The sequence below is a fragment of the Streptomyces sp. HUAS MG91 genome, assembly GCF_040529335.1.
GTDB lineage: Bacteria > Actinomycetota > Actinomycetes > Streptomycetales > Streptomycetaceae > Streptomyces > Streptomyces tabacisoli.
Map to the genome: position 1 here is coordinate 7,570,444 of NZ_CP159534.1, position 23,386 is coordinate 7,593,829.

General features: G+C 72.4%; 20 protein-coding genes and 1 pseudogene. 9 read left to right on the forward strand and 12 right to left on the reverse strand.

Annotated elements, in window-relative coordinates:
• Positions 1-12: 12 nt before the first annotated feature.
• A complete protein-coding gene (locus ABII15_RS34225; RefSeq protein ID WP_353946157.1) occupies positions 13-1,185 on the reverse strand; it encodes an ROK family transcriptional regulator in 1,173 nt (390 codons plus the stop codon).
• Between the two features lie 203 nt (positions 1,186-1,388).
• Between ABII15_RS34225 and ABII15_RS34230 the strand changes: the two genes are divergently transcribed.
• On the forward strand, positions 1,389-2,639 hold the full coding sequence (locus ABII15_RS34230) for an aminotransferase class III-fold pyridoxal phosphate-dependent enzyme (RefSeq protein ID WP_353946158.1): 1,251 nt from the start codon (positions 1,389-1,391) through the stop codon (positions 2,637-2,639).
• A 490-nt stretch (positions 2,640-3,129) separates the two neighbouring features.
• A complete protein-coding gene (locus ABII15_RS34235) occupies positions 3,130-4,590 on the forward strand; it encodes an NAD-dependent succinate-semialdehyde dehydrogenase (RefSeq protein WP_353946159.1) in 1,461 nt (486 codons plus the stop codon).
• A gap of 21 nt (positions 4,591-4,611) precedes the next feature.
• Here the strand turns inward: ABII15_RS34235 and ABII15_RS34240 are convergent, their stop codons facing one another.
• The 3 genes from ABII15_RS34240 to ABII15_RS34250 all read right to left on the reverse strand — a co-directional run bounded on the left by ABII15_RS34240 (position 4,612) and on the right by ABII15_RS34250 (position 6,209).
• Positions 4,612-4,854 (reverse strand): hypothetical protein, encoded by a 243-nt coding sequence (locus tag ABII15_RS34240; RefSeq protein WP_353946160.1) that lies wholly within the window; start codon positions 4,852-4,854, stop codon positions 4,612-4,614.
• A gap of 51 nt (positions 4,855-4,905) precedes the next feature.
• A complete protein-coding gene (locus ABII15_RS34245) occupies positions 4,906-5,499 on the reverse strand; it encodes a hypothetical protein (RefSeq protein WP_353946161.1) in 594 nt (197 codons plus the stop codon).
• A gap of 569 nt (positions 5,500-6,068) precedes the next feature.
• Positions 6,069-6,209: a hypothetical protein gene (locus ABII15_RS34250; protein WP_353946162.1), complete on the reverse strand. Its 141-nt coding sequence runs from the start codon at positions 6,207-6,209 to the stop codon at positions 6,069-6,071.
• Positions 6,210-6,241: 32 nt separating this feature from the next.
• Here ABII15_RS34250 and ABII15_RS34255 point away from each other — a divergent pair, with 32 nt between their 5' ends.
• Entirely contained in the window at positions 6,242-6,739 is a 498-nt protein-coding gene (locus ABII15_RS34255; protein ID WP_353946163.1) for a hypothetical protein, read from the forward strand.
• An 83-nt stretch (positions 6,740-6,822) separates the two neighbouring features.
• Here the strand turns inward: ABII15_RS34255 and ABII15_RS34260 are convergent, their stop codons facing one another.
• The gene (locus tag ABII15_RS34260) at positions 6,823-7,266 is read right to left on the reverse strand and encodes a hypothetical protein (protein ID WP_353946164.1); all 444 of its coding nucleotides are present in this window, start codon (positions 7,264-7,266) and stop codon (positions 6,823-6,825) included.
• Positions 7,267-7,902: 636 nt separating this feature from the next.
• On the opposite strand from ABII15_RS34260, the pseudogene ABII15_RS34265 reads away from it, so the two are divergent.
• Positions 7,903-7,989, forward strand: a pseudogene (locus ABII15_RS34265) (IS5/IS1182 family transposase); the annotation flags it as partial.
• Between the two features lie 50 nt (positions 7,990-8,039).
• Here the strand turns inward: ABII15_RS34265 and ABII15_RS34270 are convergent.
• The 5 genes from ABII15_RS34270 to bglX form a co-directional block, all read right to left on the reverse strand.
• Positions 8,040-9,218, reverse strand: coding sequence for a hypothetical protein (locus ABII15_RS34270; RefSeq protein WP_353946165.1), 1,179 nt, complete (start codon positions 9,216-9,218; stop codon positions 8,040-8,042).
• A complete protein-coding gene (locus tag ABII15_RS34275; RefSeq protein WP_353946166.1) occupies positions 9,215-10,453 on the reverse strand; it encodes a hypothetical protein in 1,239 nt (412 codons plus the stop codon). Before ABII15_RS34275 ends, ABII15_RS34270 begins: the two co-directional genes overlap by 4 nt.
• 431 nt (positions 10,454-10,884) lie before the next feature.
• Positions 10,885-11,061, reverse strand: coding sequence for a hypothetical protein (locus ABII15_RS34280; protein ID WP_353946167.1), 177 nt, complete (start codon positions 11,059-11,061; stop codon positions 10,885-10,887).
• 133 nt (positions 11,062-11,194) lie between these two features.
• Positions 11,195-11,965: a crotonase/enoyl-CoA hydratase family protein gene (locus ABII15_RS34285; protein ID WP_353946168.1), complete on the reverse strand. Its 771-nt coding sequence runs from the start codon at positions 11,963-11,965 to the stop codon at positions 11,195-11,197.
• Between the two features lie 19 nt (positions 11,966-11,984).
• Positions 11,985-14,252, reverse strand: a complete 2,268-nt coding sequence (gene bglX, locus ABII15_RS34290) for a beta-glucosidase BglX (RefSeq protein WP_353946169.1) — start codon at positions 14,250-14,252, stop codon at positions 11,985-11,987.
• A 68-nt stretch (positions 14,253-14,320) separates the two neighbouring features.
• Between bglX and ABII15_RS34295 the strand changes: the two genes are divergently transcribed.
• Both ABII15_RS34295 and ABII15_RS34300 read left to right on the forward strand, forming a co-directional pair.
• Positions 14,321-16,213, forward strand: coding sequence for an ABC transporter ATP-binding protein (locus ABII15_RS34295; RefSeq protein ID WP_353947290.1), 1,893 nt, complete (start codon positions 14,321-14,323; stop codon positions 16,211-16,213).
• A 90-nt stretch (positions 16,214-16,303) separates the two neighbouring features.
• Positions 16,304-19,063 (forward strand): AAA family ATPase, encoded by a 2,760-nt coding sequence (locus ABII15_RS34300; RefSeq protein ID WP_353946170.1) that lies wholly within the window; start codon positions 16,304-16,306, stop codon positions 19,061-19,063.
• A 679-nt stretch (positions 19,064-19,742) separates the two neighbouring features.
• Here the strand turns inward: ABII15_RS34300 and ABII15_RS34305 are convergent.
• The gene (locus ABII15_RS34305) at positions 19,743-20,120 is read right to left on the reverse strand and encodes an STAS domain-containing protein (RefSeq protein ID WP_353946171.1); all 378 of its coding nucleotides are present in this window, start codon (positions 20,118-20,120) and stop codon (positions 19,743-19,745) included.
• A 150-nt stretch (positions 20,121-20,270) separates the two neighbouring features.
• Between ABII15_RS34305 and ABII15_RS34310 the strand changes: the two genes are divergently transcribed.
• Positions 20,271-20,999, forward strand: coding sequence for a hypothetical protein (locus tag ABII15_RS34310; protein ID WP_353946172.1), 729 nt, complete (start codon positions 20,271-20,273; stop codon positions 20,997-20,999).
• Positions 20,992-21,417, forward strand: coding sequence for an RDD family protein (locus tag ABII15_RS34315; protein WP_353946173.1), 426 nt, complete (start codon positions 20,992-20,994; stop codon positions 21,415-21,417). The genes ABII15_RS34310 and ABII15_RS34315 overlap by 8 nt, the downstream gene beginning before the upstream one ends.
• Here the strand turns inward: ABII15_RS34315 and ABII15_RS34320 are convergent.
• Positions 21,402-22,793 carry an MFS transporter gene (locus ABII15_RS34320; protein ID WP_353947291.1) on the reverse strand — a complete coding sequence of 464 codons (1,392 nt, stop codon included), beginning with the start codon at positions 22,791-22,793 and terminating at the stop codon, positions 21,402-21,404. The two genes, ABII15_RS34315 and ABII15_RS34320, sit on opposite strands and share 16 nt — an antisense overlap.
• A 159-nt stretch (positions 22,794-22,952) precedes the next feature.
• Here ABII15_RS34320 and ABII15_RS34325 point away from each other — a divergent pair, with 159 nt between their 5' ends.
• Complete coding sequence (locus tag ABII15_RS34325) at positions 22,953-23,372, forward strand: hypothetical protein (protein WP_353946174.1); 420 nt, start codon at positions 22,953-22,955, stop codon at positions 23,370-23,372.
• The last annotated feature ends 14 nt before the right edge of the window (positions 23,373-23,386 follow it).

Genomic DNA, 23,386 nt, shown 5'->3' on the forward strand with positions numbered 1-23,386 from the left:
GGGAGGCCGGATTCAGGCGTCGTGCGGTCCGCTGCGGGTGGTGCCGTGCTGTCGGCCGGAGAGCCGCGCCTCGACCGCGTCGAGGGCACGGCGTACACCGCCCAGGGCCACGCCCTCGCGGCCGAGCGTGCTGACCGCGAGCTGCGGCACGTGAAGGGTGAGCGGACCGAGGTGTGCGGACAGGAGAGGGGTGAGCGGATCGCCCACGCGGGCCAACGTCCCTGACAGGACGACGAGTTCGGGATCCAGGGCGAGCACGAGTGCGGCGACCGCCGGCGCGACTCCGGCCAGGAACCGGTCGAGTACGTCGAGCGCTCCCGCCTCCCCGGAGCGCACGGCCCGGGCCAGCGCGTCCGTCGCCGACTCGCCCGGCAGTCGTTCACCGGCCCAGGCGAAACCCTTCTGCACTTGTTCCAGGCCCAGTTGGGGCAGGATGCCGAGTTCACCGGCCCCGCCGCGGCGGCCCCGGTGCAGCCGCCCGTCGATCATCAGGCCGCAGGAGATGCGCGGCCCGAGCCGGACACAGGCCACGTCGTCCGCGAGCCGGGCGGCGCCGCGCCAGTGCTCGGCGAGCACCGCGAGGTTCACATCGTTCTCGACCAGGATCCGGTCCGTGCCGGGGAAGTCGTCCGCGAGGCGTCGCGCCAGATCCAGATCGGTCCAGTCCGGCACGATCACCGACCGGATCCGCCCGGTCTCGCCGACCATGCCCGGCACCCCGATCCCCACGCTCCACACGTCGTGCGGGGCGAGCCCCTGTCCGGCGAGGAAGTGCCGCAGCCGCCCGCGCAGCAGCTCGATGCGCTCCGCGCCCGTCGCCTCCGAGGGGATGTCGTGCCGCGCGCGGGCCACGATCTCGCCGTCGAGCCGCGCGAGCAGCAGCACGATCCGCTTCAGCCCGATGTCGACCCCGACCACGTGCCCGGCCTCGGCGCGGAACCGGTACCGGCGCGCGGGCCGTCCCGGTGCCCGCCCGGTCGCAGGGACGGCCGCCTCGGTGATCCAGCCCCGTGCGGCGAGCTGTTCGACGAGCGCCTCGACCGTCGGCCGGGACAGGCCTGTGGCACCGGCGAGTCCGCTCACCGTGCGCGGACTCTCCCGCCGCAACTCCCTCAGCACCACGGAACTGTTGAGATCACGCAGCGCCGCGAGATCGTGCCCCCTCGACCGGTCGTGCACCGCCACGGATTCTCCCTCCACGGGATGGAGCACGCGTGTCCGAATACGCAGGACTGTTGCAGAACCGTCCGCGCTTGGGAACCCCGCCCGCACGGAAATTACGCAGAACTCCTGCACATCGTGGAAGCGCGCACGGTGGGGGCGCACACGGCGGAGCGCCACACATGACCCATTGACGCCTCTTCGGCCCGGCGTTGACGCTGGGGGGCATGACCCAACTGTCCGAGCATTTGCGTCAGGCCACTCCCGTCGTCGCACAGCGGGGGGAGGGCGTTCATCTGTACGGGATCGACGGCCGCCGGTATCTGGACTTCACGGCGGGGATCGGGGTGACGAGCACCGGCCACTGCCATCCACGGGTGGTGGCGGCCGCGCAGGAGCAGGTGGCCACGCTCATCCACGGCCAGTACACGACGGTGATGCACGAGCCGTTGCGGCGGCTGGTGGAGAAGCTCGGCGGCGTCCTGCCCGAGGGGCTGGACAGTCTGTTCTTCGTGAACTCGGGCAGCGAGGCGGTGGAGGCCGCGCTGCGCCTCGCCCGGCAGGCGACGGGCCGGCCGAACATCGTGGTGGCGCACGGCGGCTTCCACGGCAGGACCGTCGCGGCGGCCTCCCTGACGACCTCCGGCACGAAGATCCGCACCGGGTTCGGGCCGCTGATGGCGGGCGTGGCGATCACACCGTTCCCGAACGCCTTCCACTACGGCTGGGACGAGGAGACCGCGACCCGGTTCGCCCTGCGCGAGCTGGACCATCTCCTCGCCACCGTGTCGGACCCCGACGACACGGCGGCGATCCTCGTCGAGCCGGTGCTCGGCGAGGGCGGGTACGTGCCCGCCAACTCGGCGTTCCTGCAGGGGCTGCGGGAGCGGGCCGACCGGTACGGGATCCTGCTGATCCTGGACGAGATCCAGACCGGCGTCGGGCGCACCGGACGCTTCTGGGGCCATGACCACTTCGGCGTACGCCCCGATGTGCTGATCACGGCGAAGGGGCTCGCCTCCGGGTTCCCGCTGTCCGGGATCGCGGCGTCGCAGGAGCTGATGAGCAAGGCGCGGCCCGGTTCGCAGGGCGGCACCTACGGCGGCAACGCCGTCGCCTGCGCCGCGGCCTGCGCCACGCTCGACGTCATCGAGGAGGAGTCGCTGGTCGCGAACGCGGCGGCGATGGGGGCGCGGTTGCGGGCCGGGCTCGAGGAGGTCGGGGCCAAGACGCCGGGGATCGGTGACGTACGGGGGCTGGGGCTGATGCTGGCCAGTGAGTTCACGACGCCGGACGGTGAGCCCGACCCGGCGACGGCGCTCCGGGCGCAGCAGGCTGCCGCCGATGCCGGGTTGCTCCTGCTGACCTGCGGTCCCTGGGGCAACGTGGTCCGCATGATCCCGGCGCTGGTCGTCTCCGAGCAGCAGGTGGACGAGGCGCTGTCCTTGTGGAGCACGGCGGTCTCGACGGCCACGTAGGGCTGCCGCCGCGTTCGTCGCCGAGTGCGGGCGCGCGACCGGCAGTTCCGGTTGTCGCTCGCCCGCACCCCGGTGGCCGCTTCTCGCGCAGTTCCCCGCGCCCCTGGGTGGTTCGTTCACCCGCGGCCCGGCGGCCGCTTCTCGCGCAGTTCCCCGCGCCCCTGAGATGCGCACTGCGTGCGCCATCTCATCAAGAGAGGCGCTCCCGTGCGGTAGCCCATCGAGAGATGTGCGCCTTGTGCGGTAGCCCATCGAGAGGTGCGCCCCCGTGCGGTAGCCATCAATGGAGGCGCGCCCCGTGCGGTAGCCCACCGAGAGAGGTGCCCCCGTGCGGCAGCTCATCGAGGGAGGCGCGGCGGAGCCGCAGCCTCAGGGGGAGGCTGCGCGCAGCGCATGCCTCAGGGGCGCGGGGAACTGCGCGACCAGCCACCCACCCACCCGCAGCCGACCCACCCGCCCCAACCACCCCTCACCCCAGGGAGCCCGCACCATGACCACGCCCCCCGTCATCACCGCCGTACCGAAAAACCTCCACATCAACGGCACCTGGCCCCCGGCGACAGCCCACCGCACGATGCCCGTCGACAACCCCGCGACCAACACCACCCTCTGCCACGTCGCGGACGCCGGCCCCGACGACGCCGCCCTCGCCCTGACGGCGGCGACCCGGGCCCAGCCGGCCTGGGCCGCCACCGCCCCCAGGGAACGCTCCGAGATCCTGCGTCGAGCCCACGAACTCCTCCTGGACCGCACCGAGGACCTGGCCCTGCTGATGACCCTGGAGATGGGCAAGCCCCTCGCGGAGGCCCGCGGAGAAGTGGCGTACGCGGCGGAGTTCTTCCGCTGGTTCGCCGAGGAGGCGGTCCGGATCGACGGCGGTTACGCCACCAGCCCGGACGGCCGCAACCGCCACCTGGTGCTGCGTCAGCCCGTCGGCCCCTGCCTGCTGATCACCCCGTGGAACTTCCCGCTGGCCATGGGCACCCGCAAGATAGGCCCCGCCGTCGCCGCGGGCTGCACCATGATCCTCAAGCCGGCCCCGCAGACCCCCCTGTCCACCCTCGCGCTGACCGGCATCCTCACCGAGGCGGGACTGCCCCCGGGCGTCCTGAACGTCCTGACCACCTCCGACGCGGCGGGCGTGGTCGAACCCCTGCTGCGCGGCGGCGGCATCCGCAAGCTGTCCTTCACCGGCTCCACCCAGGTGGGCCGCATCCTGCTCGCCCAGTGCGCCGACACCGTCGTACGCACCTCGCTCGAACTCGGCGGCAACGCCCCGCTGATCGTGTTCGAGGACGCCGACCTGGACGCCGCCGTGAACGGGGCCATGGTCGCCAAGATGCGGAACATGGGGGAGGCCTGCACGGCCGCCAACCGCATCTACGTGCACACGGCCGTCGCCGAGGAGTTCGCCGCCCGCCTCACGGCCCGCATGGCCGCCCTGAACGTCGGCGACGGCACCGCCCCCGGCACCGACGTCGGCCCCCTCATCGACGGCGCGGGCCGCGACAAGGTCGTCCGGCTCGTACGCGACGCGGTCGGACGCGGCGCGAAGATCCTCACCGGCGGCGAAGTCCCCGAGGGCGAGGGGAACTTCTACCCGCCGACGGTGCTCGCCCAGGTGCCCCGCGACGCCGACCTCACCACCACGGAGATCTTCGGCCCGGTCGCAGCCCTGTTCACCTTCGACGACGAGGACGACGTCGTACAGGTCGCCAACGACACGGAATGGGGCCTCGTCAGTTACGTCTTCACCCGCGACCTCGACCGCGCGCTGCGCGTCGGCGAACGGCTGGAGACCGGCATGGTCGGCATCAACACCGGCCTCGTCTCCAACCCGGCCGCGCCCTTCGGCGGCGTCAAACAGTCGGGCCTCGGCCGCGAGGGCGGACGCGTCGGCATCGAGGAGTTCCTGGAGTACAAGTACCTCGCGATCCCCACGGGCGCCTAGCGCGGGTTTCGAAAGTGCTGGTCACGGCCACTCATTGATGGCTGCGACCAGCACCGTTGCTTCGTAGCGCACCGCCAATTCGTCGAACCTCGTGGCTACTGCGCGGTGCCGTTTCAGCCGGTGGACCCGCACGAGGATGGAGTCGACACTGAAATCCCAGGTGATTAGGCCATTGGCATCGGCGTCGACCTGCAATTCCTGGAGCAGGCGCTTCCAAGTTCCGTCGCGTTGCCAGCGCCGGAAAAGCCCGTTGACCGTTTCCATACCGGGCTGCCGCCCAGACCAGATCCAAGGTCGACCGGGTTTCTTGTCCAGCTACAGGCCACTGGGATGCGCCGAGAGCCAGTCGGGATGAGTTGCCTTCAAGGAGTCACGCCCGGCGGTGCTGGGGGCAAACACATCCACACCTCCGGGATAGGGACGGAAGACCCAGCGCAGGTCTGGCGGGGCGAGGGTGACCGCGATGCTGATGTCGACCGCGGCCAGTCGGAGGAGGGGGTCCAGCGAGTTCCCGGTGCGCGCGCGGGAGCTCGCATGCACGTGCTGGTAGACAAGGTCATCCGGGTCGTCATCGTCGGAGAGCCAACTCTCCCAATGCCGCGCGTGCGGATCGACCCGCTGCAGTTCTGATCTGCGAGGTCCCGGCTCGGGGTGTCCACCCCACTCCGTGGTGATCACCCACAGTAGGTCGTCATCGGGACCCAGTTCCTCCAAGAGCACGCGTTGACGCTCAAGCACGATGGCATACTCATCCTCGTTCTCGGGATACTCCTTGGAGTCCGGGAGGCTGTGGAAACGCACCCACCGCTCCGGATAGACGTGACGCAGCGAAGCACCCGGCGGAGCCGGCCACTGCCGCTCCCACAGAATCGACAGGGCGTCGAGGTTTTGTTTCACTCCGCTGATCATGCACGACCACCTTAAGGATGCCCAGGGAACCCCGTTCGGTGCAGGTATGACCGGCACTTTCGAAACAGGTCCCAGGGGTCGTCTTGGACCTGTCCCGTAACTGGTCAGAGTGAGCGACAGCGCCATGGCAACAGCGCTGGCTCAGGTTGCGAGGCGGTCCATTCACCTGGCTGATCGCATAAGGGTTTCCCGCCACGCGTCTTTCACATCGTGGGAGTCATCTATGGAGGGATCTCGGCTTCCGCCAGGTGCGTAGGCCGGGGACCGGTCAGCGCGGAGCGGTACATGGGCGCAGTACCAGGCCCGCTCGGCGCTTGCCTTCTCGGCGACCGTTCCGGTCCGTAGATGGTCGAGCAGTGCGGTCATGACCCGGCATCGCGTGCCTGCACGACCTCGCACTCACCGGATAGGTCAACGGACGGCACCGCAGCCGACCCTGCCCTCACCAGGTCCAGGATCAGTTGCGGGACAAGCCTTAAAGGGTGTTGCACAAGGCCCGAGCGATCTCCAGATCCAGCCTGCGGGCCCCGGCCAGGTCGGTGGAAAACGGTGCACAAACGGGCAGTTGATCATGCTTGCGGTGGCCGCATCCGGTCGTGATCGCCGTTGTGCAACACCCTTTGGACAGGCAGATCGATATCCAGGCGTGAGGGGATCGCTCCCTCGAACAGCGCAGCCAGCAGGCGGCGTGCTGCCTGCCAGGCGACCATGCCAGAAATGGACGGACGTTCGGAGGTGTCCTATGGCGGATGAGCAGCAGTGGAACCACTCGTCTCCGTCTCCGCAAGGGTGGCAAGTCCCCCCGGGTGCTGCCGGCCGGCAGGCGCCACCGCAGAAAAAGCAGCCCAACAAGTGGAAGATCGGCTGTCTGGGCTGCGGCGGTCTGATCGTTCTGATCGGGATCATTATCACGATCGTGCTCGTGACCAGTGTCAACCACGAGGCCAACAAGAAGGTGAAGATCGTTTATAAGGTGACCGGATCTGCTGAGAACGTCTCGGTTACCTACAGCTCGTGGCGGGACGGCGACTGGTCCACAAGCCAGAGCGACGTCAAGCGCCTGCCATGGACGAAGGAGCAGGAGACGAGCGGGTTGCTGAGGGGCGGCTCGCTGACCGTGACCACCGGGGCATCTGGTGGCACCGCAACCTGCTCCGTATCCGTCGACGACGGCAAGCCGAAAACCGCCACAGCATCGGGTACCTATGCCACAGCTGACTGCAACGGGTTCGGCGACTGACAAGCTGGCAGATTGAGCTGGCGCTCGAGGCTGGGCTGCTCGCGCACCGATGACACGAGCCCGCCAGCGCCGCGGCCCGCGAGCTACCTCGGTTGTCGACTCTCGTCATGCCGCGCTTGGGTGTCTGTCTTGTGGCGCGGCAGCTCGATGGCAGCGGTGCGGGTGACGGCAGACAGCACTGCCGCGATGTAGACGGATGGGAAGGGGAAGCTGGTGGTGCGCGTTCCCAGGAGAACTGCTGTCGCGACGGCATCTGCGCACACGGTCGGATTCCATGTGCGGTGCCCGCTTGCAAGCACCCATGGGGCTGGTGTGAGACACAGGAGCCCGAGCAGTTTCACTCCGGCTGCTGGTGTGCCGAGCATCCACAAGACAGCGATCTCCAGGTAGCGCAGCGAAGCAAGGCTGGCAATGGCCGTCGCAGTGGCCAGGGTGACCAGGATGCCATCAGTGGCAGACCGGCGACGGAGACCAATCACCGTACCGATGGCGATGCACAAGCAGATCAGTGCCCCGTAGACGTACATGCTGGTTCTTTCTATCGGGAAGGTTCGGGGCGGTTCCGCGCCTGACGGTGCGGAACCGCCCCGTGTCTGTGCTAGTGGCTGTAGTTGGGGTCGGGTGCCTTGTCGGGTGCTCCGCAGAAGATCGCGGAGGAGGGGTCGGTTCCCGGGACAGTGAGCGCGGCGATGCTCCAGGGGGTTGCCCCCACCCCCGGTGGCCGCTGGTCATATTGCAGGCAGCATACGGGTGCGTCGACTGGTCGGGGCCACCCGCGCGACGCTGCGGCAAAGAAGAAGTGGGGCCTGGCCCTCGGAAACGGCATCTGGTCGCAGATTCCCAACTACTGCACGCTCTACTGTCATCCCTACGGTCGCGGAAATAAGAAGAAGACGTACTGCGTGTATGTCGACTACGAGGATTGAACTTTCAACGGGAAGAACATGGGTCAGAGGGGGCATTATCACGGCCTATTGGAGCAAGGGGCAGAGCGGCCCGAAGGGACGTGGCACATGCCTGGCGGAGAAGGACGACTGAACATGCCTCCGGCCTCTCGACGGTACAAACCGGGCGACAGGGTTCGACCGAAAGAGAAGACCGACCACCCTGAGGACCCGGTCGGCACCGTGCTCATGCGCATCTCAACCGACGAACTCAGCGTGCAATTGGCCCCGTTGTTTAGGGTCTCCAAGTCCGCCGCGGACCGGATCGTCGCCCACCTCGGGCCGTTGCTCGCCCTGCGGCCTCGATCCACTTTCGATACACCCCCTGGCGGAACCCAGGACGAGAACGGCGCCGGTCACAGTCGTTCCACCGCCCGGAACCCGGCGAGGCGGGACAGCAATGAGCGGGCGGGCGGGGCGAGTTCGCCCACCAGAACCGTTTCGCCCGCGTTCAACAGGCCGACGACGGCGGAGAGTTCCGGCGCGGACAGGTCCGTCTCCAGGACATGGCCGCAGGCCGCCACGAGTTGCCGGCCGCCGACCTCGGACCACAGGACGCGCTCGGTCGCCCGTACCGCGTCGTCGTCGGTGAAGTAGCCGGGGCGCGCGGGCGGCGGCACCGGGTGCAGGCCGCCGTTGGTGGCCTGGAGCAGTGCCTCGCGGGCCACCCGGCGCTCCAGGGCCGCGGGCCGCGCCGCCTGCCGGAAGTGGTCGAGCGCCGCCGCGAGCACCGGCGGCAGCCCGGCGGGCAGATCGTCCGGCGGGTCGCCGCCGGGTACGTGGATGCCGTCACCGCCCCACCCCTCCTGCGGGGAGACGGGGTTCGGGCCCGGCGCGAGGAGCGAGGGCAGCCCGGTGCCGTGGCGCGTCCGCTCGCGAGGGATGCCGATGTGTACGGTCGCCGTGGCCCCGGAGGCGCCCGGGACGGGATCCGCCGTGTGCCGGTAGCCCGCGGGCCAGTACACGAGATCGCCGGGGACCGCCTCCGCCGCCGACCAGTGCCCGTCCCGGCCGAGCCGCAGCCGCCGGGCGCCCAGGGCCACGTACAGGAAGCCCGCGCCGCGCCGGACGGCCGGCGGGGCGGGTACGCAGGATCCGTGCAGGAGGGTCGTCGTCGCGCCGGCGCCCGGCTGGCCCACCTGCTCCCACAGGCCGGTGAGGAAGTCCCGCTCCCGCGCCCACAGCGGGTGGTGGGCGGAGTGCAGGCACAGGACCATGAGGGAGAACGATTCTCCGGCGAGCTGTCCCGTCACCCGCCGGTCGTAGGCGTCGAAGGAGGCGTCCTCGGGCCGGGGCAGCAGATCCCCGGGATCCACGAGGTGGCGCTGCCCGGCGCTGAACCGGATCCGGTGCGCCGCGCCGGGCCGCTGCGCCGCGATGACGGCGCTCTCGAAGAGTTCGTTCGGGTCGAACGGCGGACGGGGCAGTCCCGTGCCGCGGATCAGGACGGGGCGCCGGTCCCAGTACTCGGCGGCGAAGCGGCGCCAGTCCAGGGTGTCGAGGATCTCCAGGGGCGCCGGGGAGCACGGATTCATGAGCGGCGCTCCGGGCGGTCCGGGGCCGCCGTCAGGGCCCTCGCGCGGTACGACTCGACGAGCAGGGAGAGGAGTTCGGGGTCGTCGGCCGAGGTGCGGGCGGTGCGGGCCAGTTCCGTGACGGTGACGGCGCGGGGTGCGGTGCGCAGCAGGGCGAGGACGGCGTCGGCGCCGGCCGGGCGTGCCGTCCAGGCGTGGCCGTTCGCCGCCCACACCGTGTCGCCGCCCTCGCGGGGCAGCCGGACGATCTCGGCGGCGCGCCGTAATCGGTGCCGGGGCGTGAGCCGGACGGCGGGCCGGCGCGGCGGCGCCGGGTCCAGACCGGCCGCGGAGCGCAGCGCGGCCCAGCGCAGCAGCAGCGCCCGCTCGGGGCCCGGCCCGGCCAGCGTCTCCGTGAGGAGGGCCGCCGACGCGGCGAGCCGGGGCGGCACGCCGAGCCGCCCGTCGGGGGCCGCCGGCATCGGGTGCGGCAGGGTGAGCTGCCCGTCCGGGTGCCCGGGGCCGGCACGCATCAGGTCCGCGAGGACGTCGGCCACGAGCGGCAGCGCCGAGGTGGTCCGCGCGGGGACGCTCAGCCGCAGCGTGGTGCACCGGCCGGGCCGGTGGTCGAGGTGGCTGCCGCCGGCCGGCCAGTGGACCATGTCGCCCGCGCGGGCCCGCAGCGCGTACTCGGTGCCGGTGTGCTCGGGGCGCACCCGTACCGTCAGCTCGCCGTCGAGCACCCAGGTCAGCGCGGCCGCGTCGGTCCGGGCCGCGGTGTCCTCCACGGAATGGTGCCGGTCGCCGACGGCCAGCTCCGCCGTGATGGGCAGCGGGGCCTGCCCGACGTACCGCCACAGCTCCGCGAGGACGTCCCGCACCCGCGACCAGAGCGTGAAGTCGTGGCTGAGCGGATCGGAGACCGTGAGCAGCCAGCCGTCACCGGCGAGGCGGGGCTCCCGGGCGAGCCGCTCGGCGTATCCGGCCGGGTCCCGGTCGCCGGGCCCCGGCAGCAGCGGGCCCGGGTCCCGCAGCCAGCCGTCCGCCGTCGCCAGGCGCACCTGTCCGGGCGCGGCCGCCGCGATCGCGGCCCGCACCAGGGCGTGGGCGTCGGCCGGGCCGAGGCCCAGCGGCCGGACACCGGGGACCACCACCGGCTCCCTCGCCCAGTGGACCCGCGCGAAGCGCCGCCAGTCCTGTCCGGGCGCGGGTCCGGACGGGTCGTGGCCTGGAACGGGTGCGGCGCTGGCGTTCATCGGGTCCGGGGGCTCCTGAGTCCCTCATCAAGGGGTTCGACGGGCCCCGCGACCTTGTCAGAGCGTTTCCCGCGCCGTCAACGCCTTAAGGAGAAGATGTGAACATCTGGCGCGGAACAGACGCCTCGCCCCACGCCTCCCACTGGCCCCAAAAGCCCCACGGGCCTCAGACGGCGCTGCCTGCCTTCCGGCCCACCGGCGAAAGATTCCAGCCATCGAGGCGTGCGGGTGACGCGCGGTGCCGAAGGGGCCGGATCGCGGGCGAGGGGGCCATGTGGAATGGTGGTGGGGCGAAATGCCCTGAATGCCCGCTCTCTCCGGAGGAGGTCCTCATGTCCTCGAAGCGCCGACGCAAAAAGAAGGCCCGCCGCAAGCACGCGGCGAACCATGGAAGTCGTCCCCAGTCCTGAGGCGGGGCGGTCGCGGGGCGGTCAGGCCTTCTGCACGACTCCTTCACCGGTCGCGGCCGCCCATTCCGTCACCAGCGCCTCGTACTCCGCACGGTCATCGGCGGTCAACTGCCCGCCCGTACGCGCCCAAAGGCCCCGAATCTGCTCGTTGACCACATGGGCGGGACGTGTGGAGCGCGGGGCGGGGGTGGAGGACATGTGAACGAGCCTAGGGGATCGGTACTACTTTTCGCTCCCGTAGGTGACGTGGGTATCGCCATGTGTGATGTTCGCCATGGTCGTGAACCCTGTGTAAGCGCTCCCGGTCGCCGCACTCGGCCCGGTCGCCCCATCAGCGCTCTTCGCCGAACGACCCGTGCCGGCCCTCCCCGCCCGTGAACCGCGCGGCCCCCTCGATCCCCTCGCGCAACACCCGCGTCCCGAGGCCGAGTTCGGCCCGCATCGCCGTCTCCTCGTCGAGCCCGTGCTGCTCCCGTACCGACGCCCGGTCGCTGCGCAGACACGCCTGCGGGAACTCCGCCAGCCGGGCGGCCAGCTCCTCCGCCGCCGCGCGGGCCCGGCCCGGCGCCACGAGACGGTTGGCCAGCCCCATCGCGTGGGCCTCCGGTGCCGTGACGGGCCGCCCGGTCAGGATCAGGTCCATGGCCCGGCTCTCGCCGATCAGACGCGGCAGCCGGACCGTGCCGCCGTCGATCAGCGGCACGCCCCAGCGGCGGCAGAACACCCCGAACACGGCGTCCTCCTCGACGACCCGCAGATCGCACCAGAGCGCCAGCTCCAGACCGCCCGCCACCGCGTGGCCGCTCACCGCCGCGATCACCGGCTTGGACAGCCGCAGCCGCGTCGGCCCCATCGGGCCGTCGCCGTCCGCCGCCACCCGGTTGCCGCGCTCCGTGCCGACGGCCTTCAGATCGGCGCCCGCGCAGAACGTGCCGCCCTCGCCCCACAGCACAGCCACCCGTGCCGTGTCGTCCGCCTCGAACTCCCGGAAGGCGTCCGCCAGCAGGGCGGCCGTGGCGCCGTCGACCGCGTTGCGGGCCTCGGGCCGGGACAGGATCACCGTGCTGACGTGGGCGGTGTGTTCGACGCGGACGGACGGCATGGAGCTGCTCCCGGGAGAACTAGGTGACGTTGAGGGTGAGTTCGGCGTCGGCCGTCGAACTCGTCCCGACGTACAGCTTGAACGTCCCCTCCTCGACAAGGAACGTGCCGTGCGGATCGTTCGTCCAGAACCCCAGGTCCGCGGCGGCGAGCCGGAACCTGACGGTCGTCGCCGCGCCCGCGCCGAGCGTGACCCGCCGGAACCCGCGCAGCCTGCGCACGGGCTGGACGATGCTTGCGGCCACGTCCCGCACGTACAGCTGCACCACCTCGTCGCCGGTGCGGGACCCGGTGTTGCGCACGGGAACCGACACCTCCACCGTGTCCCCCTGGCGCAGCGCCCGCGCGGACACGCGCGCCCGGCTCAGCTCCGGGGCGCCGAGCGCGAAGGTCGTGTAGCTGAGGCCGTGCCCGAACGGGAACCGCGGAGTCGGCGGCAGGTCCAGGTACTTGGACGTGTACTTGTTGTCCGCGTCGTAGGGGCGTCCCGTCGACTCGTGGTTGTAGTGGACCGGGAGCTGGCCGACCGTCCGCGGGAACGACACCGGCAGCTTCCCGCCCGGGTTGACCGTCCCGAACAGCACGTCCGCGACGGCGTGCCCCGCCTCGACGCCGGGATGCCAGGCCTCGACCACGGCGGGCGCCTTGTCCAGCCACGAACCGACCGTCAGCGGACGGCCGTTGACCAGGACGACCACGAACGGCCGGCCCGTCTCCGCGATCGCCGCGATCAGCCCCTCCTGCGCGCCCGGCAGCGCGAGGTCGCTCCGCGCCGCCGCCTCCCCGCTCAAGCCCGCCGGCTCGCCCACGACCACGACCGTCAGCTCCGCCGCCCGCGCCGCCGCGACCGCCGCCCCGATCCCCGCCGTGTCCCCGCCCTCCGGCGCGACACCCCGGGCGTACGTCACCTTCGTGTCCGGCGCGGCCCTCCTGACGGCGTCCAGGATCCTCACCGCCGGGAACCGCTCGGCCGCCGCGGGCACCACCCACGTACCCAGCAGATCCGCCGAGTCGGCGAACGGGCCCACCAGGGCGAGGGATCCGAGGGTCCGGCTCAGCGGCAGGATCCCGCCGTCGTTCTTCAGCAGCACCATCGAGCGGGCCGCCGCCGCGCGGGCCGCTTCCCGCGCCTTCGCCGACGGCCCGGTGAGTGCCGCGTCCTCGTCCACGTACGGATCGTCGAAGAGCCCGAGTGCGTACTTCAGTCGCAGGACCCGCGTCACCGCGTCGTCGACCCGGCGCCGCGAGATCCTCCCCTCGCGCAGCAGCCGTCCGCCGTGGGTGCGGAGGTTCGTGCTCGTCATCTCCATGTCGACACCCGCGTTCAGGGCGAGCCGCGCCGCGTCCGCGCCGTCCTCGGCGAAGCCGTGCGCGATCAGCTCCTGGACGCCGGTCCAGTCGCTCACCACCATCCCCTCGAAACCCCACTCCTTCCTGAGGATGTCGGTGAGGGTGTGCGCGTTGCCGTGCCCCGGGACACCGCTGACGGTGTTGAACGACGCCATCACCGTGGCCGCGCCCGCCTCCAGCGCCGCCTCGAACGGCGGGAGGTACAGATTCCGCAGCCGGGACTCCGACACGTCGACCGTGTTGTAGTCGCGGCCGCCCTCGGCGCCGCCGTACGCGACGAAGTGCTTGGCGCAGGCCGCGACGGCCGTCTTCGCCGAGAGGTCCGAGCCCTGATAGCCCGTCACCTTCGCCGCCGCGTACCGCGCGGTCAGGAAGGGGTCCTCGCCGTTCCCTTCGGCGACGCGGCCCCAGCGCGGCTCGCGCGTGACGTCCATCATCGGCGAGAACGTCCAGTGCACGCCGTGGGACCGGGCCTCGCGCGCCGACACCTCGGCGTCCGCGCGCGCCACCTCCGGGTCGAAGGCGGCGGCCTGCGCGAGCGGGATCGGGAAGGTCGTCCAGAAGCCGTGGATCACGTCCAGACCGAACAGCAGCGGGATGCCGAGCCGCGACTCCTCGACGGCGAGCCGCTGCAGCGCGTTGGTCGTCCGCGCGCCGAAGACGCTGAGCACCGAACCGAGCCGGCCCGACCGCGCCGCGTCCTCGACCTCCTTCGTCGAACCCGATCCGGGATTCAGGTCGTAGACCCACGGGAGCTGCTGCAACTGCCCCAGCTTCTCCTGCGGCGTCATCCGCGCGAGCAGCGCCCGCACCTCGTCCTCGTACGGGCCCGCGCGCCGGACGTCGAGCTCCCGAGCCGCCGGCGCGACCGAGGGCAGGCCCGTCGCGGCCGTGGCGCCGACCGCGGACAGCAACGTACGTCTTCCCAACTCCGGCACGTCCTGGCTCCTCGCATCCACGTGTTGACCTCAATATTGGTTGAGGTCCTACTGTCGTCGGCATGAGCATGGAGACCACAGCCTGGACGCAGTTGCACAGCGTCATGAACGCCCAGAACGGCGGCTCCCACAACCGCCCCTTCGCCCGCGCGACCCTGCGCCGCATCGGCGCGTTCGCGCGACCGCACCGGCGGCGCATCGTCCAGTTCGTCCTGTTGAGCGTCCTCACCGCACTGCTGGCCGTCGCGACCCCGGTGCTCGCGGGCGACGTCGTCAACGCCATCGTCGGCGGTAACGACCGGACACGCGTGGTGCGACTCGCCGTCCTCATCGCGGTGATCGCCCTCGCCGAGGCCGGCATCGGGCTGCTCGCCCGCTGGCTCTCCGCCAACCTCGGCGAGGGCCTGATCCTCGATCTCCGTACGGCCGTCTTCGACCATGTGCAGAAGATGCCCGTCGCGTTCTTCACCCGGACCCGCACCGGCGCGCTCGTCAGCCGCCTCAACAACGATGTGATCGGCGCACAGCGCGCGTTCAGCAACACTCTTTCGGGTGTCGTCGGCAACGTCGTGACCCTGGTCCTCACCCTGGCCGTCATGCTCACCCTGTCCTGGCAGATCACCCTGCTCGCACTGGTCCTGCTGCCGGTCTTCGTGATCCCGGCCCGCCGCACGGGCTCCCGGATGGCCCGGATGCAGCGCGAGGCCGCCGCGCACAACGCGGCCATGGGCACCCGGATGACCGAGCGGTTCTCCGCGCCGGGCGCCACGCTCGTGAAGCTCTTCGGGCGCCCCGAGGAGGAGTCGCGGGAGTTCGCGGCGCGGGCCCGGCGGGTACGCGACATCGGGGTGCGCACGGCCATGGCGCAGTCCGCGTTCATCACCGCGCTGACCCTCGTCTCCGCCCTCGCGCTCGCCCTCGTCTACGGTCTCGGCGGCTACTTCGCGCTCGACGGCAGCCTGAAGGCGGGCACCGTCGTCTCCCTCGCGCTGCTCCTCACCCGGCTGTACGCGCCGCTGACGTCCCTGGCGGGCGCCCGCGTCGAGGTCATGAGCGCCCTGGTCAGCTTCGAGCGGGTCTTCGAGGTGCTCGACCTGAAGCCGCTCATCGAGGAGAAAGCGGACGCCCGCGAGGTCCCCGAGGGGCCGGTGGCCGTGGAGTTCGACGAGGTCCGCTTCGGCTACCCGTCCGCCGACAAGGTCTCCCTGGCCTCCCTCGAGGAGGTCGCCTCGCTCGACAACCGCGGCGGCGCCGAGGTCCTGCACGGCGTCTCCTTCCGCGCCGAACCCGGCCGGACCATCGCCCTCGTCGGCTCCTCGGGCGCCGGCAAGTCGACCGTCGCGCAACTGCTGCCCCGCCTCTACGACACCGACGCGGGCGCCGTACGGATCGGCGGCGTCGACGTACGCGACCTGAGCGCCACATCGATCCGCGCCACCCTCGGCATGGTCACCCAGGACGGCCACCTCTTCCACGACAGCGTCCGCGCCAACCTGCTGCTCGCCCGGCCGGAGGCGACCGAGGACGAACTGTGGGACGTGCTGCGCCGGGCCCGCCTGGAGACCCTGGTGCGCGACCTGCCCGACGGGCTCGACACGGTGGTCGGCGAGCGCGGCTACCGGCTGTCCGGCGGCGAACGCCAGCGCATGACCATCGCCCGGCTGCTCCTCGCCCGCCAGCGCGTCGTCATCCTCGACGAGGCCACCGCCCACCTCGACAACACCTCCGAGGCCGCGGTGCAGGAGGCCCTGGCGGAGGCCCTCGACGGACGCACCGCCATCGTCATCGCCCACCGGCTCTCCACGATCCGCTCCGCCGACCAGATCCTGGTCGTGGAGAACGGCCGGATCGTGGAGCGCGGCACGCACGACGAACTCGTCGCCGTCGAGGGACGGTACGCGCAGCTGTACCGGACGCAGTTCGCGCACGGGGAGCCGGAGACGGTGGCGGAAGTGGTCTGAGAGCCACCCGGCCACGGCCGCCGCGACCGGGCCCGGCCGGGCCCGGTCGCGGCGGGACGCCGTCGCGCGCGCCGCGGTTACCCTGGCCGCATGCTGCTGGGGCGGACAGCGGAGTGCGCACGGCTCGACGACCTGGTCGACGCGGCACGCGGCGGGCGCAGCGCGGCCCTCGTCGTGCGGGGCGAGGCGGGGATCGGCAAGTCCAGCCTCCTCGCCTACGCGGCGTCGGTCGCCGGAGACCTGACGCAGCTGCGCACCCACGGCATCGAGGCCGAGACCGCACTGCCGTACGTGGGACTCGCCGATCTCTTCCGGCCGGTCACCGACCTCCTCGACCGGATCCCGGAACGGCAGGCCGCCGCCCTCACCGGCGCCCTCGCGCTCGGCCCGGCCGTCGACCAGGACCGGTTCGCCGTCGCCGCGGGCACCCTGAGCCTGCTCGGCGCGGTCAGCGAGACGGGCCCCGTCCTGATGGTCGTCGACGACGCGCACTGGCTCGACCCGTACTCCCTCGACGCCCTCGCCTTCGCCACCCGCAGGCTCAAGCGGGAAGGCGTCGCCGCCCTGTACGCCACCCGCGACGGCGACGGGACCGCCTCCCGGCTCGCACCCGTGGAGACCCTGACTTTGGGCGGCCTCGACGCCGACTCCGCGCGCCGCCTCGTCGCCGGCGAACCGCTCTCCGCGCACGACGTCGACCGGCTGCTCGCCGAGGCCCGCGGCAACCCCCTCGCCCTCGTCGAACTCCCCGCGCTGCTGGCCCGCGGCGGCCACCGGCCCGACACCGGCGCCCCGCTGCCCATCGGCGACATGCTCACCCGCACCTTCCACAGCGCCGTCGCCCGGCTCCCCGCGCGCACCCAGGACGCCGTGCTGCTGCTCGCCGTCCTCGGGCCGCGCCCCCTCGCTGGCACCGAACGCGTCCTGCGCGCCCACGAGTTGACCTACGCGGCGCTCGAACCCGCCGAGCGGGCCGGGCTGCTGACCGTGGAGGAGGGCGCGTACGTCTTCCGGCATCCGCTGGTGCGCTCCAGCGTCTATCACGGGGCGAGCGCCGTGCGCCGCTGGCAGGCCCATCGCACCGTCGCCCACGCCCTGCGGGACGCCACGGCCCCCACCGCCGTCGAACGCTACGCCTGGCACCTGGCCGAGTCCGGTGCCGACCCCGACGAAGAGGTGGCCGCCGCGCTGGAGCGCGCCGCCTCCGGCGGGCCCGGCAGTCTCACCCTGCCGCTCGCCGCCCGGCTGTACGCCCACGCCGCCCGCTTCACCCCCGAGGACGAGCACCGGGCGCGCCGGCTGCTCGCCGCCGCCCGCGCCGCCCAGGCCGCCGGTTCCCTCGACGAGGCCGCCGACCTGCTCGACCGCGCCCTCGCCCACGCCGCCCACGAACGCACCCGCCTCGACATCCGCCAGGTGCGCTGCTACGTCGACATCCAGCGCGGCCGCACGGCACTCGCCCGCGACCAGTTGCGCGCCGCCGTCGAGGACGCCCGGCACGTCGATCCCGCGCTCGCCGCCGTCATGCTCGGCGGCGTCACCTTCACCGAACTCGCCATCGGCGACCTCACCGCGGCGCGCGCCGCCTCCGCCGAGTCGATGCGGCTCGCCGACGCGTTCGGCGACCCTTCCACCGCGCTGCCCGTACGTCTCCTGCACGCGCTCGTCGAACTCCTCGGCGGCGACGCGGAGAAGGGCCGCTCGCTCCTGCACGACCTGGAGAAGCCGCTCGCCGCACCGGACCCGGCGTTCCCGTACCCGGTCTCCGGCGTCGGCGGCCTGTGCCATCTCGCCGCCGAGGAGCTGGACGCGGGGAACGCCCTGCTCGACCGCGCCGTGCACGCCGCGCGCGCCTCCAGCACCGTGGGCCTCCTCGCCCATCTCCTCGGCACGGCCGCCGTGCTGGAGTTCTGGGGCGGCCGCTGGAACGCCTCCCTCGCGCACGCCGACGAGGCCGTCCGGCTCGGCGAGGACACCGGACGCGTCCTGGAGGTGTGCCGGGCGCTCGCCGCCCAGGCCAGGACCGAGGCGGCCCGCGGCAAGGAGGCCGACTGCCGGCGGCACGCGGCGCGGGCCGTGTCCCTCGCGGCCGTCACCGGGCTCCCCATGGACGCGGCCCGCGCCCACGGCGCGCTCGGCCTGCTCGAACTCGGTCTCGGCCGCTTCGAGGAATCGGCCCGGCACCTGGAGCAGGTCAGGGACTTCTCCGTCGTCAACGGCCGCGGCGACGGCCTCTATCTGTGCTGGGCCGCCGATCTCGCCGACGCCTATGTCCATCTCCACCGCACCGACGAGGCGTACGACGTCCTGCGCGTCCTCGACCACGAGGCGGGCCGGGGCGACCGTCCCGTCACCGCCGCCGCGGCCCGGGTGCGCGGCATGCTCGAACCGGCCCGCGCCGACCTCCACATGGACCGCGCCCTGGCCCGGCTCGACGACGTGACGGCCCCGTTCGAGCGGGCACGCACCGAGTTCGCCCGGGGCGAGCTGCTGCGCAGGCAGGGGCGGCGCGGTGAGGCCCGGCGCCGGCTGCGGCTCGGGCTCGCCCTCTTCGAACGGCTCGGCGCGAGCGGCTGGGCGGACCGTGCCGCCGCCGAACTCCGCGCCGCGGGCGGCGACGGTGTCCGCGCCGGAGGCGCGGGACACACCCCGCTCGACGGGCTCACCCCGCAGGAACTGCGTGTCGCGCTCGCCGTCGGCCGCGGAGTCACCAACCACGAGGTCGCCGAACAGCTCTTCCTCAGCGTCAAGACGGTCGAGTTCCACCTCGGCAACATCTACCGCAAGCTCGCCGGCGTGCACCGCAGGGCCCAGCTCGTGCGCCTCATCAGCCGCTCGGCGGACACCTGAACGGCACCGGGGAGGGGGCGGGGAGGGCCTGAGGAGGCCCGGCGGACCACCACGACCGCCGGGCCGGAACAGCGGGGGTGCCCGTTGCGGACACCCCCGTTCCCCCGTGTTCCCCCATGTACGAAAGCCCCCGTCAACTTCCGTGCCCTCCACGATGACGCGTCGGCGGCGCCCCGGCCACGGTGAAAACCCTGGGATCGCGTACCAGGCGCCTACGGCGTCCGCTGTAGTCGGCGCGCGCCGGGATGCGGGGCCGACCGGCCCCGCGGGTGAGGGCCGAGTGGCCCCTCCCGCGGGGCCGTGCGCGGCGCCACGTTGGGTTTTCGCCGAGCCCAGGGGGGTGGGCGCCATGGCATGGAGCCCCGTGCTCCGGCTCCGCCGCCGGACACCAGCGCCCGTGCTGGTGCGACGCGTCGGCGGATGCGTGGTGATCGAGGTACGGGCCGCACTCGGACCGGCCGCCGAGGCGCCGGTCGGCCGGCTGCTGCACGAGGCGATCCGGCCCGGCGGCACCGGCGTCCTCGTCGACCTGCGGCACACCGGGCGGCTCGGCGCCGCGGGCGTCAGCGTGCTGTGGCTGGCCCGGACCCTGGCCGACCGCTACGGCCTGCCGTTCGGGCTGGTCGGAGCGCGGGCCGAACTCCTGCCCGCCGAAGGGGAGTCGCCGGTCGGGCGGAGGTCACCCCGCGGCCTCCCGGGCGCCCCGTTCCATGGCCTCCGCCAGGGTCGGCAGCGGATCGAACCGGTCGAGCAGGCCGCCCGCGCGCAGCAGCTTCAGGATGTTCCGGTGGGCGCAGACGACGAGCAGCCGGCCGCCCCGGGCGACGACGCGGTCCTGCGCCCGGCACAGCAGCCGCAGCGCGTAGACGTCGAAGAACGTGACCGGGCCCAGGTCGAGCACCACGGTCCGTCCGTCGTCGCAGGTGGCCGCGTCGAGCGCCGGGAGGGCTTCCAGCGCGGTGGCGATGTCGAACTCGCCGTGCAGCTCGATCACACCGATGCCGTGGACCTGGCGGACCCGGATCTGCCCGACGGGCCATGCGTTGTCTTTCAGCACGGCGACTTCCCCTAGGTCGATCGGACGTCCGCGGAGGTCCGGGAAGCGACGGGATTCGGCCAACGGGGTCAGGGACGGCCTGGACGAACAGATTACGGCCAAGGAACACTTTCCGTGCCTGCAATGACACACTCCGGCACCGAATCACCCATGACGGATGAGGCCGCCCGCCCGGGCCTCTGCTGCGGTCTGCGGATGATGCCTGCCTACGCGGACGCCCTCACCGGATTCGTGGCACGGGGGACGCGGCGCGCCCGGGACACGGTGGAGTCGCTCACCGGCGCCGTGCTGCGCGGCGCGGTCGGCCTCGTCCTCGACCGGCTGGACCTGGACGCCGTGGCCGCCCGGTTGGACATCGGCCGGATCGTGGCCCGGGTCGACGTGAACGCGATCGCGGCCAGGGTGGACGTCGACGCCGTCGCGGCCCGGATCGACGTGAACGCGATCGCCGGGCGGGTGGACGCGGCGGCGATCGTCGATCGGGTCGATGTCGATGCCATCGCGGCCCGCGTCGACGTGAACGCCGTTGCCGCCCGGGTCGACGTGAACGCGATCGCCGCCCGGGTCGACGCCGACCGCGTCGCGGCCGGTGTGGACGTCGACGCGATCGCCGACCGCGTCTCCGTCGCCCCCATCGCGGCCCGCGTCGACGTGAACGGCATCGCCGACCGCGTCGACATCGGCCGGATCATCGCCCGCATCGACCTCGTGGGACTCACCCGTGACGTGCTGCGGGAGATCGATCTCGGGCGGATCGTGCGGGACACCGGGGGCGGGATGGCCGCGGAGACCGGCGCCGCCGTGCGGGGGGTCGGGCGGCGCGGGGACCGTGAGGTGAACCGGATCGCCGATCGGCTGCTGCGGCGCGGCGATGAGTGAGGGGGAGGTGGCGGGGCTCGTCACCAGGGGAGTCGCGGGGCTGCTCGATGTGTCGCTGGTCGCCCTGACCGGCCTCGTCGTCCAACTCGGCGCGGGATGCGCACGGTTGCTCCTGGTCGGTCCTCCGCTGCGGGTGCCCCACTGGGACGGGCGGCTCGCCGGTGCGATCGCCTGGACGTTCGCCGTGTGCTATCTCGGCGGGGCCTGGGCGCTGACGGGGCAGAGCGTCGGCGGGCGGATGATGGGGGTGCGGGTCGGTGACCGGTCCGGGCGGCGCCTCGGACTGCCCCGGGCCCTGCTCAGGGCCGCGCTCAGCGTGTCGTTCCCGCTGGGGCTGCTGTGGATCCCGTTCAGCCGGCGCCGGGCCGCCGTGCCGGACCTCGTGGTCCGGGCCGCCGTGCGCTACGACGGGCGCTGACCCGGCCCGTGGGGGAGCCGGGCCGCCGCGGCGAGCCCGCCGAGCCCGGCCACGGCGAGCACGACGAGCGCCGTCGCGTACGGGCCCACGGCCGGATCGGCGACCAGGATGGTGCCCGCGACCGCCGTGCCCACGGACGAGCCCAGGTTGGACACACTGCGGGAGAGCCCGGAGATCTCGCCCTGCAGATCCTCGGGGAAACTGGACTGCACGATGTTGACCGACGGGGTGAGCATCACCCCGAGCCCCAGCCCGATCAGCAGCAGCCCCGGGGTGAACAGCCAGACGTCCGGCGACCCGTGGGCGAGACCGATCAGCACACCGATGCCGCAGACCGTGGTGACGAACCCGGCCATCACGAGGCTGCGCTGCTCCCTGCGGCGGGCGAACCGCTGCGCTCCCAGGGACGACACCAGCAGCCCGGCCGTCGACGCCGTGAAGATGACGCCGGTGCTGATCGCGTCGTAGCCGCGGACGACCTGGAGATACGCGGCGACCGTGAAGGAGATGCCCATCAGCAGCAGCCACTGGAGGTGCTGCGTGATGAGCCCGAGGTTCGAGGTGCGGTCGCGGAACAGGACTGTGGGGAGCAGGGGCTGGGCGCCCGCGCGTTCCCGCGCCCGTACCCAGCGGAAGAACGCGGCGAGCACCAGGGCCCCGGCCGACACCAGTCCGAGCGTCAGCCAGCCGTTGTCGTCGGCCGCGAGAATGCCCATCACGACCAGGACGAGCCCGGACGCCGAGAGCACCGCGCCGACCGTGTCGACGTCGCACTCCGGGTCCGGTGGCAGTGGATCGTGGACGCGCCGGCTCAGGCCGATGATCACCACGACGACGAGCGCCTGGAAGACGAACGCCGCCCGCCAGCTGAGCGCCCAGGTGATCAGCCCGCCGATCAGCGGCCCCGCCGCCGCCCCGATCCCGCCCATCGCCATGATCGCCCCGAACGCCCGCGCCCGGTCGGCGACTTCGGTGAACAGGAGCGTGGTGAGGATGTACACGGGCGGGATGAGCAGCGCCGTGCCGACACCCTCCAGGATCGAGTTGCCGAGGATGAGGACGCCGAGCCCCGGCGCCGCCGCGCTGAGCAGGGCCCCGACCCCGTAGACCGCGAGACCCACGACGAAGCAGCGCTTGCGGCCGAAGCGGTCGGTGAGGATGCCGCCGGGGATCATCAGCGCGGCCATCACCAGCAGGAACACGGTGATCGCGACCTGCACGCCCTGCACCGTGGTGTCCAGGTCCGCGCTGATGTCCTTGATCATCACGTTCATGTTCGACCCGGCGAAGCTGCACACGAACTGGGCCAGGGCGAGCGGCGCGAGCACCCGGCGCGGCCAGGGAGCCGCTGCGCGCGGTGCCGGCGGCACGGTCATCTGCTCGCCTCCGATCGCGGGCGGGACGGCGGACAGCGTTCCGGAGGACGCCCTCCGGGTCGTCACCCCCGGAGGGTGACGACCCACCCCCGGTACCGGGCGCGACACTCGGGGCACAGCGGTGCGTTCCGCACCGGCACCGAACACGGAGGTAGTGTCATGGCCACCTCGACGGGGTCGCACCCACGCTCCGACGTCAAAATGGCCGCGGCCGGCGGACTGACCGTCTTCGCCGCCGTGCTGCTGTTCATCTCCGGTTCCCTGGACTTCTGCCGTGGCCTGTCGGCCGTCCTCAGGGACAAGGTCTTCCTGACGACCCCGAACTACGTCTACGAGTGGGACCTGACCGGCTGGGGCTGGACCCACATGGCCCTCGGCGCGATCGCGGTGGCCGTGAGCCTCGGCCTCTTCGTCGCGATGAAGTGGGCCCGGGTCATCGGCGTGATCATCGCCGGACTGATGATCATCGCCAACTTCCTCTCCATCCCCTACCACCCCCTGTGGTCCCTGACCCTCATCGCGATGGACGGATTCATCATCTGGGCGCTGTGCGTGGTCCGGCGCGACACCCTCTTCTGAACCCGCCCCGCGGA